Source organism: Burkholderia sp. BCC1998 (genome assembly GCF_905339875.1).
In the GTDB taxonomy this organism is placed as follows: Bacteria; Pseudomonadota; Gammaproteobacteria; order Burkholderiales; family Burkholderiaceae; genus Burkholderia.
This window is the reverse complement of record NZ_CAJPHE010000011.1, coordinates 230,686-240,291: the sequence shown is the minus strand read 5'-3', so window position 1 is coordinate 240,291 and position 9,606 is coordinate 230,686. Positions and strand designations below refer to the sequence as shown.

Annotated in this window: 10 protein-coding genes; 6 read left to right on the top strand and 4 right to left on the bottom strand. The window is 63.5% G+C overall.

The window, feature by feature from the left end:
- Positions 1-273, bottom strand: a 273-nt coding sequence (locus U5A56_RS20705) for a porin (RefSeq protein WP_321924310.1), incomplete at its 3' end; no start/stop codon positions are given.
- Positions 274-788: 515 nt separating this feature from the next.
- Complete coding sequence (locus U5A56_RS20700; RefSeq protein WP_321924308.1) at positions 789-1,760, bottom strand: LysR substrate-binding domain-containing protein; 972 nt, start codon at positions 1,758-1,760, stop codon at positions 789-791.
- 135 nt (positions 1,761-1,895) lie between these two features.
- Here U5A56_RS20700 and U5A56_RS20695 point away from each other — a divergent pair, with 135 nt between their 5' ends.
- The 4 genes from U5A56_RS20695 to U5A56_RS20680 all read left to right on the top strand — a co-directional run bounded on the left by U5A56_RS20695 (position 1,896) and on the right by U5A56_RS20680 (position 5,885).
- Positions 1,896-4,196 carry an NADP-dependent malic enzyme gene (locus U5A56_RS20695; protein WP_124521810.1) on the top strand — a complete coding sequence of 767 codons (2,301 nt, stop codon included), beginning with the start codon at positions 1,896-1,898 and terminating at the stop codon, positions 4,194-4,196.
- Positions 4,197-4,320: 124 nt separating this feature from the next.
- Complete coding sequence (locus U5A56_RS20690) at positions 4,321-5,049, top strand: transporter substrate-binding domain-containing protein (RefSeq protein WP_321924306.1); 729 nt, start codon at positions 4,321-4,323, stop codon at positions 5,047-5,049.
- A 15-nt stretch (positions 5,050-5,064) separates the two neighbouring features.
- Positions 5,065-5,331, top strand: coding sequence for a hypothetical protein (locus tag U5A56_RS20685; protein WP_321924304.1), 267 nt, complete (start codon positions 5,065-5,067; stop codon positions 5,329-5,331).
- Positions 5,328-5,885 carry a DUF6891 domain-containing protein gene (locus tag U5A56_RS20680; protein ID WP_321924302.1) on the top strand — a complete coding sequence of 186 codons (558 nt, stop codon included), beginning with the start codon at positions 5,328-5,330 and terminating at the stop codon, positions 5,883-5,885. Before U5A56_RS20685 ends, U5A56_RS20680 begins: the two co-directional genes overlap by 4 nt.
- A 195-nt stretch (positions 5,886-6,080) precedes the next feature.
- On the opposite strand, the gene U5A56_RS20675 is transcribed toward U5A56_RS20680, so the two are convergent.
- On the bottom strand, positions 6,081-6,608 hold the full coding sequence (locus tag U5A56_RS20675; protein ID WP_321924301.1) for a 2'-5' RNA ligase family protein: 528 nt from the start codon (positions 6,606-6,608) through the stop codon (positions 6,081-6,083).
- Between the two features lie 79 nt (positions 6,609-6,687).
- Entirely contained in the window at positions 6,688-7,254 is a 567-nt protein-coding gene (locus tag U5A56_RS20670) for a nucleotidyltransferase family protein (RefSeq protein ID WP_321924299.1), read from the bottom strand.
- Between the two features lie 214 nt (positions 7,255-7,468).
- Between U5A56_RS20670 and U5A56_RS20665 the strand changes: the two genes are divergently transcribed.
- Complete coding sequence (locus tag U5A56_RS20665) at positions 7,469-8,137, top strand: hypothetical protein (protein ID WP_321924297.1); 669 nt, start codon at positions 7,469-7,471, stop codon at positions 8,135-8,137.
- 145 nt (positions 8,138-8,282) lie between these two features.
- The gene (locus U5A56_RS20660; RefSeq protein ID WP_321924295.1) at positions 8,283-9,290 is read left to right on the top strand and encodes a HEAT repeat domain-containing protein; all 1,008 of its coding nucleotides are present in this window, start codon (positions 8,283-8,285) and stop codon (positions 9,288-9,290) included.
- The last annotated feature ends 316 nt before the right edge of the window (positions 9,291-9,606 follow it).

Sequence of the window (9,606 nt, the reverse complement as noted above, 5' to 3'; positions counted from 1 at the left end):
GCTGCCGCTGGGCGTCCCGATGTGGTTCAGGTATTCGACGCCGCCGTCGATCCGGCCGTACAGCGTCACGCTCGTCTGCGCGAACGCGGCCGCCGGTGCGGCGACCACGATCAGCGATGCGAAATGTTTGAATGTGAGTCGCAAAATCAAGCTCGCCCCCTCCACGTCTCGACCGCCCGCTGCATGCCTCGCGAGCGCGCACGTTGTGTCCGCAATCGATCGAAAAAACACCCGGGCCCTCGCCGCGCCAGGCGCGAGCAGGTTGCCCGACATCCCGATACCCTTCCTGCAAACGGCTGCTTGCCGATCGCACCGCACACGCCGGCGCATTATCGTTGGCCGGCAACCCATGCCATCACGGCAGCGATGGTGCAACGCACACCATACGAATCGACATGCACGCGTCTGACGTTGATAATCCGCCGAACTGCGACGGAACAAGCGACAAAGACGATGGAATCGATACGGTACGCGGCCGCCGCGAGCCTTCCTTGTGGACCGATTATGAGGGTAGGACAAGCAACGCGCGATGAACAACCACTATTTGGAAATTCACCCATGCCGCTCGTTTCTTGATGACGGAATCGAGTCGTGCCAGCATCGGACTTGCCGCCTCTGTTGCCGGCCATGCGCCGTGACACTCCAGTGATGGTTGACGACGCAGTTGACGATGACGATCCATGCAATTGCAACACGCCCGTCACAGCACGCCATGTGAATCGGCGGACGATGAAAAGCGGGAATGACGCGGTTGCCGGCCGCGCACCTACCGGCCGGCAACCGAAGGCTTATCGCGGCGTTTCGACGTAGGTTTCCCTGCAGATCTCGCGCAGCGCCTGGACGAGCACATCCCGCGTCGGCGCATGCGATTCGGCGGCGCGGGTAAACAGCGCGATGGGCGGCAGCGTCCAGACCAGCGAGTAAGGCACGATCGCCACGCCGGCGATGCGCACCATTTCTTCCGCGATATCGGCCGGCACGATCGACACCGCGTCGTCGCTCGACGCGATCATTTCGCCGATCAGCTTCGACGAGTAGCTTTCGACGATCGGCACCGGCGGCGCGATGCCCGCCGACAGAAACAGGTCGGTCACCTGCTCCCGCATCGGCGTGTGGGGCGCGCCGAGAATCCAGTCCAGCGCGTGCAGCTTCTCCCAGTCGAGCTTCGTGCGGGCCAGTTTCGCGGCGAGCCGCCGGCTCGCGATCATCCGGGGCTGCTGCTGGTACAGGACTTCGAAGGAGGCCTGCCCCAGATCGATCGCCGACGATGCGCGCCCGATCACGAGATCGACGCTGTGGTCCTTGAGCTGCAACAGCAGCTGATCGCTGGTGCCTTCGTGGATCGTCACGGTCAGTCGCCGTTCCATCCGGGATTGCAGCCGCTTGAGCGCCGCCGACAGCATCTGGCCCGAAATAAACGGAATCACGCCGATATGCAGGTGCGCCGCATGGCCGGCGGCGACCGCCTCCATCTCGCGGGCGAGATGGTCGAGATCCTTCAGCATCGCCTTGGCGCGCTCGAGCACGACCGAACCGAGTGCGGTCGGCCGCATCCCGCGCGACGAGCGCTCGAACAGCGGCGTGCCGAACATGCTTTCCAGCTCGGACAACGCATTCGTCACGGCGGGCTGGCTGCTGGCCATGTGCTCCGCGACGCGCGTCAGCGACCCGTGCTGCTGGATCTGCAGCAACAGCATCAGGTGCCGCATCTTCAGGCGCGCGCCAAGCCGCCTGACCACGTCGTTCGCGTCGAATGTCATTGCCGTACCGCCGCACCATCATGAAAAAGTGATGAACCGATATTAAAACAGAATCATCTCCTTATGGCCGATCCCTAGAATCACCTCATGGATCGCGTCGGGACTGGCCTGACGCGCACGCCCGGACCCGACAACATGAAACAGACAGAGACCCAGCAGCAGGCCGCGTACGACTATCACGAGTTTCCGACCCCGGGGAAGATCTCCGTCGTCGCCAGCAAGCCGCTCGTGACGCAGCGCGATCTCGCGCTCGCCTACACGCCCGGCGTCGCCAGCGTCTGCGAGTCGATCGCCGCCGAGCCGCTGAACGCGCACCGCTTCACGAGCCGCGGGAATCTGGTGGGCGTGATCACCAACGGCACCGCCGTGCTGGGTCTGGGCAACATCGGCGCGCTCGCGTCCAAGCCGGTCATGGAAGGCAAGGCCGTGCTGTTCAAGAAGTTCGCGGGGATCGACGTGTTCGACATCGAGATCAACGAGACCGACCCGGACAAGCTCGTCGACATCATCGCCGGCCTCGAGCCCACTTTCGGCGGGATCAACCTCGAGGACATCAAGGCGCCGGAGTGCTTCACCGTCGAGCGCAAGCTGCGCGAGCGCATGAAGATTCCCGTCTTTCACGACGACCAGCACGGCACCGCGATCACCGTCGCCGCCGCGTTCATCAACGGGCTGAAGGTGGTCGGGAAGTCGATCAAGGAAGTGAAGGTCGTGACGTCCGGTGCCGGCGCGGCGGCGCTGGCCTGCCTGGACCTGCTCGTCGACCTCGGGCTGCCGGTCGCGAACATCTGGGCGACGGATATCGAAGGCGTCGTCTATCGCGGCCGCACCACGCTGATGGATCCGGCCAAGGAACGCTTCGCGCAGGAAACCGATGCGCGCACGCTGTCCGAAGTAATCGGCGACGCGGACGTGTTCCTCGGGTTGTCGGTCGGCGGCATCCTGAAGCCGGAGATGCTGAAGGCGATGGCCGCGCGGCCGCTGATCCTCGCGCTCGCCAATCCGACGCCGGAGATCTTCCCCGAACTCGCGCACGCGACGCGCGACGACGTCGTGATCGCGACCGGCCGCTCGGATTTCCCGAACCAGGTCAATAACGTTCTCTGCTTCCCGTACATCTTCCGCGGCGCGCTGGATGTGGGCGCGACGACGATCACCCGCGAAATGGAAATCGCCGCGGTTCACGCGATCGCCGGCCTCGCGCAGGAAGAGCAGAACGATATCGTCGCGGCGGCCTACGGCGGCGACGAAGTGTCGTTCGGTCCGCAATACCTGATTCCGAAGCCGTTCGATCCGCGCCTGATCGTGCGTATCGCACCGGCCGTCGCCAAGGCGGCGATCGAAGGCGGCGTGGCGACGCGTCCGCTCGCGGATCTCGACGCGTATGTCGAGCAGTTGCAGCAGTTCGTCTACCACTCGGGCGCGTTCATGAAGCCGCTGTTCGCGACCGCGCGCCAGCTCGTGCGCGACGGCGGCAAGGCACGCATCGTGTTCACCGAAGGCGAGGACGAGCGTGTGCTCCGCGCGGTGCAGGTGATCGTCGACGAGAAGCTCGCGCGCCCGATCCTGGTCGGCCGTCCGGAGGTGCTGCTCGCGCGGATCGAGCGGTTCGGCCTGCGCCTGCGTCTCGGTCAGGACGTCGAGGTGACCAATCCGGAATATGACGAGCGCTTCCCGCAATACTGGACCACGTATTGGGAACTGCGCTGCCGCGACGGCATCTCGAAGGAAATGGCGCGCGTCGAAATGCGCCGGCGCCTGACGCTGATCGGCGCGATGATGGTGCGGCTCGGCGATGCGGACGGGATGATCTGCGGGACGGTCGGCGAGTATCACAACCACCTGCGCTTCGTCGATGAAGTGATCGGCAAGAAGCCCGATGCATCGACCTACGCGGCGATGAACATCCTGCTGCTCAATCAGCGGACGGTCGCGCTCGTGGATACGCACGTGAACGACAACCCGGATGCGGAGCAGATCGCGGAATTCACGATCGCGGCCGCGCGGCAGATGGAATGGCTGAACCTCACGCCGAAGGCTGCGCTGCTGTCGCGGTCGAACTTCGGGTCGGGCAGCGCGGCGTCGGGCGTGAAGATGCGCAAGGCGCTCGAGATCATCCGCGCGCACGCGCCGGATATCGAAGCCGATGGCGAGATGCATGGCGACTGCGCGCTCGATGAGGCGCTGCGTGCGCGGCTGCTGCCGATGTCGCCGCTGAAGGGCGCGGCGAACCTGCTCGTGTGCCCGAACGTCGATGCAGGGAACATCGCTTACAACCTGCTCAAGACGGAAGCCGGCAGCAACGTCGCGGTCGGGCCGTTCCTGCTGGGGGTCAATGCGCCGGTGAACATCCTCACGTCGAGCGCGACCGTGCGACGGATCGTGAACATGACGGCGTTGACCGTGATCGAAGCGAATCGGAACGTGGCGGGTTGAGTGCGGCCCAGGTAGTCGCATGATGGGTGCCGGCTGCGGCCGGCCCTGTCCTGCGAGCGAAGTATTAGAATCGTCGGCAATCGGCTGCCGATTCGGCGGCCGTCCCTGCTCGCGAGAAGACGCGATGAAGGTAACGATTGCATACCTCGACGAACCGCCATTTGGATGGACGGAACCGGACGGCACGGCAACCGGTGCCGACCTCGATCTCGCCGGCGAGATCCTTCGGGCGATCGGTGTCACGCGGATCGAACCTCACCTGACGACGTTCAGTGAACTGCTGCCCGGTGTCGCCGCAGGCCGCTGGGACATGAACGTTCCGCTCTTCGTTACGCCGGAACGCGCCGCCATGGTCGCGTTCAGCGTACCCGTGTGGGGAATCGCGGACGGCTTTCTCGTTCGTGCCGGAAACCCGAAGCAACTGACCCGCTATGCGTCGCTTGCCGCGCGTCCCGATGCCCGTCTTGGCATCATTACCGGACAGGTACAGCACGACTCGGCGAAAGCCGCGGGCGTGAGCGAGCATCAGATCACCCTGTTCGACCGGCAAGCCGATGCGATCGACGCGGTGCGCGCCGGCGCGGTCGACGCGTACGCCAGTACCGCGCTCGGACTTCGGATCGTGGCGAAGCGGATGGGCTGCGCATTGCTCGAGGCCGTCGCGCACGAACCGGTAGCGGACCGGTTACACCACCTGCCGCCGTTGGGTGCCTTCTCGTTCAATCGACAAAACAGCGCGTTGCTTGATGCAGTCAACCGGCAGCTGCGCTCGTATCTGGGCTCGCCGGAGCATCGCGCGCGCATGGCGGGATTCGGATTGAGCAGTGCCGAAATCGATCCTGCCCTCCGCTGAAACGGTGCCGCGACGATGAGCACCGGCAACTGGAGAAAGCGCATTCGACATGGTGGCACTGGAAGCTGCGCATCGCGCACGCTTGTGCTGGTGCTAGTGCTCGCGAAAACGGGCGGCGCCGCTGGCGCGCGTCGAGACGCCGAACCGTTTTCCGGAGGGACGTTCACCGCTCGACACGGTTTCAATACGCCGGTGCGAACTGTCGAGCAGGACTGTCGCTGGCGGGTAACGGCCGGCAGCGGCGTTGAAGATCAACGACGCCACCTGGAGACCATGACGTGACGGACACCGAAAAATACGTGATGGAGTGCATCACCAAATGGGTCTGGTCAGGCTTTAACGACCCCGATGATGTCCGGGAAATGATGGAGGACATCCTGGAGCCGGACTGCGACGCGGATCGGCTGGAAGGTTTCATCGAGTCGGAATTCGAGCGCAAGGCTGCGGCAGAACGGTCCTGGCCTCGGGAGACGGATTGCGATCGGCTGGATCGCGTGTTCGATGAACTGGACGACGACGGCATCTGCGCGCTGTCGAACGCCGGATACACGATGTCGGATGGCCACTCGGACGTTTCGGAAGCCGTGCAGGACGCGCCGCAAGGGCGCTATCACGGGTACTGCTTTTATCACGGACAGGATGTCGAAAGAGCGCTGGATGGACACGGCCTCACGATCGCCTTCGGCGACCTCGCCGGCGACGACGCGCGCGGTGCGGTAGTGGGCCGCCGGGTCGCGGAAGCGCTTGCGCGGGCCGGGTTCGAAACGTCCTGGAACGGGTCTGTCGCCAGTCGTATCGAGCTTCCATCGTTCGACTGGAAGAGACGCCATCGGTAGCATCGGGTGTATAGGCCGGGATCTGACTGGTGGGTCAACGTCAGATTGGGTCTCGGATAATACGATCGCTCGTCGCCAATGGTGGTGATCGACCTGAAGCGGACGGTCAGCTTTCTACAAAGCAGCCATTCGCTTCAGATGGGCCAGACGCATAGTCCCATGGAACAGTCCAGACCGGACTGCGGTCGATCGTCACTACACGTAGACATTTGGAAGATCAATCACATGCATCTTCCTCCAGCGGCCCGACGAGTTCCCCAGCAGAGCGACAGCGCTACAGCACGTTCGAATCGCCTCCCGCGCAGACAGACGATGTTCGAGCTCGACGGCAGCCAAATGTGCTGTCACGGCATCGCCGTGTGCGACAGTCAGATGTGGGACGATGCCATCGTGTGCGCCCCCATAGGGGCGAAACATGGGGAATCGCTCGACCAGCGCAGTCGTCAAGGCGACAAACGGTTCTGGCGGATCGGGAGCAAGATAAGTGGTGACCGCAAACCGCTCGACCTTCCTCAACGAAAATTCGAACGGCCGCACGTTACTCAGCGCGCTTCGTGCCTGATGAAGGACATCGGGCGTAATTTCGTCAGGCGGCATGAAGGGAAACAGGACCGTGATATGCGCCGGCACGCCCAAGTCAGAGGTAGCATCAAACCGGCTCCGAAGGTCCGCTACTGTTGACTCGGCTGCGGGAACCTCAACGACGAACGCTGTTGTGAGCATTCGGGAATCCTCTCGCGTCGATTGACCATCTATGGTCGACTTCCGTCGGTAACTCGCCCCTTGGCTGCCTGCGGCATCTCTAAATGATGATGGTCACACGGGGCCAGCGGTCCTTGTATCTTTTCTGCTGGATTCGCTGAAGATAGGTATCAATGCTGACACGCGCTGGATTGCGTCGTACCACCATGGAAAAGAGGTCGTCGAGCCCGTATGGCGCGCAGACATCAATTGTCCCGTCACGGAGCAAAGTCAGTCCTACCGTCGTCGTGTACTCCGGCCAGGACGCAATGGCTTCGGCCAGTGAACTGAAGGGGGGCACCGGATGCCGAAAGGCGCTCTCGAACCAGAGATGAACAGCGGCCTGATTCGTGACCTCCCACGGAATTTCGGGACACTGCGCGGTGAGGCTGCGCTGGATTTCGGCATCGCGAATCGACGACAAGTCGGACGGGTCGAAGTAGGCTAAATCGACGTCGGCTAGGCGTGTCGGAGTCACATATCCATGGAGCGAGTCCCAGACCAAATTGCGAATGGCCCCTGCGCCAATGCACCAGGATTTCAGGCCCATTGCACGTGCCGCCGACAGCGCCGACAGACACCAAGATGACTGTCGGGCTATTTCGACTAATCTTTCATTGAGATTCATCGCGGATCTACGCAGCCTAAACGAGCAGCACTGCTCAGATTGTCATCAAATCCGGCCGCACTGTCGAGTGACCGAAACTGGCCGCCCGTCACCCGCGGAGGAAGCGATGATCGGCCCCACGAACGGCTGCCTGGGCGTGCAATTCGCCCCTCGCCCGAAAACGCTTGACCTTGTCACAGTGACAAGGCGTCCACTGTCGGGCGAGGAGGCGTTCATGACCCGTCACTATCCCCCGACGTCCCGTCACGCACTTACCACGGCACTCGAGCATCCAGACGCTTCGCTCCGTCTTGCGGCTGCGCTCGATGCCGGCACGACTCCCGATCCAGGCCAGATCACGCTACTGGTGAAGCGTTGCGGTGTCGAACCGGATTTCTTCGTTCGCGACATGCTCACCTGGGCGCTCACCCGGCATGCGCAGGATCTGACCTTGCCATTGCTGCTTGACGAGCTGCGCTCGCCGTTGGCGCAAGCGCGTAGCCAGGCGCTGCATACGCTCTCGAAGATCGGCGACCCCGCAACCTGGTCAGCGATCACAAGCGGGCATCTACATGACCCCGATCCGGAGGTGGCACGAACTGCGTGGCGCACCGCGGCGGGGCTGGTGCCGACCTGGCAACGAGCCGCCTTGGCACGCGAACTGGTTCGCGAGCTGGGCCGCGGCGACAAGGACCTCAAGCGCAGTCTGAGCCGGGCCTTACTCATGCTTGGAGACGACGCCATTGCCCCGCTCGATGCGGCGGCGGCCCGACACACGGACCCGGCGGTTCGCGTTCATGCCTGCGCGAGCCTCAGGCTCATCGCGGACCCGGAGAGTGCGTTTGTGCTCGATCCAGCCGATGCGTGGCGCGCAGGTGCACCGTTGCCCTACGCCGATGAATAGGCGGGTTGACGGCGATCGATGTGATGAGCCACGTGTTGGCCGAGGTGATGGAAGCCGTTGGCGGTTTGTTAGAATCTTCGAGGCTCGATGGGAGCCAAGGCCGAGACACGACGCGGCGTGAACCAGATGACACCGGAGACAAGTGATGCGCATCAGCGAGTTGGCCAATCGTTCCGGCGTCAGCGCGCGCATGCTGCGGCACTACGACGCGATCGGACTGGTCAGCCCATCGGGACGTACGGAAGCGGGATACCGCGAGTATTCGCAAGCCGATGCCTTGCGCCTGTTCCAGGTGGAGAGCCTGCGTTCGCTGGGCCTTGGGCTGGCCGAGGTGCGTCAGGCGCTCAGCCAACAGGCGCCTCACCCCGATGTGCTCATTGACGCGCTGATGGTTCGCAGCCGCGAGCGGCTGGCCGCAGAGCAAGCGTTGCTTTGCCGGCTGACTTCTGTGTCCACCACCTCTCCCGATGATTGGTCAGCAGTGCTTGATGTCGTGCATCTGTTGAAAGGACTGGAGTCGACGCATGCGCCTGAGAGACAGCGTGCTGCGTTTGACGCCGCGTCCAGCGATGCCCCGCTTGCAGCACTCATCGCCCACGCACTGCTCCAGGAACAAGAGCCGAATGTCGCAGGTGCGCTGCACTGGGCGCTGGGAAGAACCGTAGGCAGCGGCGCCAGCGTACTTGGCGCGGCGCTTCAACAGCCCGATCCGGCAGTACGCGAACGGGCCGTGCTCGCGCTGGCGAAACTCGGCGGTTCCGATGCGGTGGAGACCTTGCGTGGCTCGCTCCTCGACCCCGCGGAGCGCGTGCGGTATCGCGCTGCGCGGGTGCTGGGGGGATGGGGGATACGCGACGCCATTCCCCTGCTGATCGAGCAGGTTCTTGGCGGGACTCACGATGTCGAGGCGGCCGATGCGTTAGCCGATTTGGCGGAAGACCCTGCGATCGCAAGGCAAATTGTGGAGCGCTTTGAAGCAGCGATCTCGGACGGTCGAGCCGATGTCCAGACCCGTGTACGTGTTTGTCAGGCGCTCGCCGAATTCAATGGCACGGCGTCGGCCCTGCTTGCCCGGCTGGCCGCCGATCCCGACCCGTCCGTGGCGCGCAATGCTCATTACGTGATGGGTATTCGCAACGACGCGCCAACGTAGTCGAGTTTGAGTTTGATAGTCGGTCTCTTCCTTGGAGGCGAATGCCCTCATTTCCTGTCTCTCCCGGATCTGTCGGCGGGGAAATAGTCTGCTCGCTTGCGCGGCAGCAGACGTGCGCTTGTCCGGGAGGGTCCAGGCGCGGGTGCTTGGATGAGTCGATGAGTCCGGCTCCGCACCCAAGTTAATCGACGTCCGGGACGAACGTCGCAGCAAGCAGCGCGACGCATTCTCGATATGCCAACGTGACTGAGGTATGCTAGCCAGACGTTGGGTGAATTTAGCGTCGCGGCCCTCTAGAACCTTAGTTCGGCTGTTT

Bases quoted from the DNA above. Each gene is read 5' to 3' on its own strand.
- U5A56_RS20700 (WP_321924308.1), bottom strand. From the start codon at position 1,760: ATGACATTCGACGCGAACGACGTGGTCAGGCGGCTTGGCGCGCGCCTG.
- U5A56_RS20695 (WP_124521810.1), top strand. From the start codon at position 1,896: ATGAAACAGACAGAGACCCAGCAGCAGGCCGCGTACGACTATCACGAG.
- U5A56_RS20690 (WP_321924306.1), top strand. From the start codon at position 4,321: ATGAAGGTAACGATTGCATACCTCGACGAACCGCCATTTGGATGGACG.
- U5A56_RS20685 (WP_321924304.1), top strand. From the start codon at position 5,065: ATGAGCACCGGCAACTGGAGAAAGCGCATTCGACATGGTGGCACTGGA.
- U5A56_RS20675 (WP_321924301.1), bottom strand. From the start codon at position 6,608: ATGCTCACAACAGCGTTCGTCGTTGAGGTTCCCGCAGCCGAGTCAACA.
- U5A56_RS20670 (WP_321924299.1), bottom strand. From the start codon at position 7,254: ATGAATCTCAATGAAAGATTAGTCGAAATAGCCCGACAGTCATCTTGG.
- U5A56_RS20665 (WP_321924297.1), top strand. From the start codon at position 7,469: ATGACCCGTCACTATCCCCCGACGTCCCGTCACGCACTTACCACGGCA.
- U5A56_RS20660 (WP_321924295.1), top strand. From the start codon at position 8,283: ATGCGCATCAGCGAGTTGGCCAATCGTTCCGGCGTCAGCGCGCGCATG.